Raw genomic sequence first — 2,043 nt, 5'->3', positions numbered from 1 at the left:
CAGACCCGCCACCGAACGATGCTCGACCACCACACCCTTCGGCCGACCCGTCGAACCCGACGTGTAGATCACATACGCCGGATGCGACGGCAGCAGAGCAGCCCGACGGCCGGCATCCGTCAACGCACCACTGTCGAACCCCGCCAACTCGGCGACCACGGACGGCTCGTCCAGCACCACCGCGGGCACCTCCACCGGAACCACCCCGGCCACGGCCCGCGAAGTCACCACCGCGACCGGCGCGGCATCCGCCACCATGAACCCGACCCGCTCCACCGGATACGCCGGATCGACCGGCAGATACGCACCACCCGCCTTCACCACCGCCAGCAGCGCCACCACCGCCTCGACACCGCGCTCCAACGCCACCGCGACCACCGACTCCGGACCCACACCACGACCCACCAACAAGCGGGCCAGGCGGTTCGCCCGGGCATCCACCTCGGCATACGACAGCTCCACGCCGTCGGCGACCACCGCCACCGCATCCGGCGTCCGCACCACCTGCGCCTCGAACAGACCGGGCAGCGTGTCCTCCCGAGCCTCGACCGCCGCCGCACCGCTCCACTCGGTGAGCAGACGACCACGCTCGACCTCGCCCAACACCTCCACCGCACTCAGACGCAGCTGCGGACCACCGTCCAGCGCCACCTCCAACGCCGCCACCAAACCCTCGGCAGCCCTCCGCACCAACACACCGACCGCCACCGGGTCGACCGACGGCACAGCGTCCACGGCGAGGCCGATCGCGTCGCCGTCGTCGTCCACCGAGACGGCGAGCGGGTAGTTGGTCAGTTCCCGGGCGAACAGCGTGCGGAAGCCGCCCTCCGGCCGGTCCACGGGCTCCGCCGGAGCCGGGGTCCGCTGCTCGGTGTTGTGCCGGTAGTTGAACAGCGCGGAGAACAGCGGGGCGCCGCCGTGGACACCGCTGGCGTTCTGGGCGAGGGCCAGCGGGGCGTGCTCGTGCTCCAGCAGTTCCGCGAGCTGGTCACGCACCGCCGACACCGCGTCCAGAACGCCGAGTCCGTCCGTCCGCACCCGCACCGGGAGCGTGTTCATGAACGGTCCGGGAACGCGATCGGCACCCAGGCCGGCGTTCATCCGGCCGAACAGCACCGTGCCGAAGACCACGTCGTCCCGCCCGGCCAGCACCGCGAGGGCCCGTGACCAGGCGACGTGCATGACCGTCGCCGCGCTCGCGCCGAGCCGGCGGGCGACCTCGCGCAACCGCTGGTCCAGCTCGGGCTCGAACGCCACCTTGGCGCGCACCACGCCGGCCCCGTCGCCTCGCACGTCGGTCAGCCCGTACGGGGCCGTCGGCTCGGTGACGTCCGCCAGCAGGCGGGTGAAGTAGCGCTCGTGCCCGGCGGTGTCCGCCCCGCTCCGAGCCTGGGCCACGAAGTCCCGGAACGGCAACGGTTCGGGCAGCTCGTCGCCCCGGCCGTTGACGAAGGCGTCCAGCTCGGCGAGCAGCACCTCAAGTGCGGTGTGGTCCTGGACGATGTGGTGGAGCCGCACCAGCGCCACCCAGCCCCCGGCCCCGGTCCCGGCCCCGGGGAGGGGCGCGACATGGGCGGTGATCAGGGGCGCCCGGGTGAGGTCCATCGACATGCCGACTCCGGTCAGCAGTTGCTCGACCACATCGGAGTCTTCCGGGTCCAAGGCCACTTCGGTCACCGGCAGTTCGGCGTTTCGCCACACCACCTGGACGGGCGTGCGCAGTCCGTCCCACACGATGCCCGTGCGCAGGATGCCATGGCGGGCGACCACCTGCCGCAGGGCGCCGAGGAAGGTGTCCAGCCACTCGCGCGAGCTGAACTCCAGCACCATGGGCATCACATAGGCGTCGTCCTCATCGCGGGCGAGGAGGTGGTGGAAGAGCAGGCCCTCCTGGAGCGGGGCGAGCGGGTAGACGTCCGCGATGTTCGCGGCGCCGCCCTCGACGGTGGCGACGACCCGCTCGACCTCCTCCGCCGTCAGCTCGACCAGCGGCAGCATCTCCGGAGTGATCACGACGGCGTCGGCCGGAATCAGGTTCGCCGG

Annotated in this window: 1 protein-coding gene; it reads right to left on the bottom strand. The window is 72.1% G+C overall.

What is annotated here, in order from left to right; translation table 11 throughout:
* The coding region (locus AC067J_RS43980; RefSeq protein ID WP_478308510.1) for a condensation domain-containing protein at nt 1-2,043 on the bottom strand (2,043 nt) is incomplete at both ends.

This window comes from Kitasatospora sp. NPDC042419, from assembly GCF_056437345.1.
This window is presented reverse-complemented; position numbering and strand designations above follow the sequence as displayed.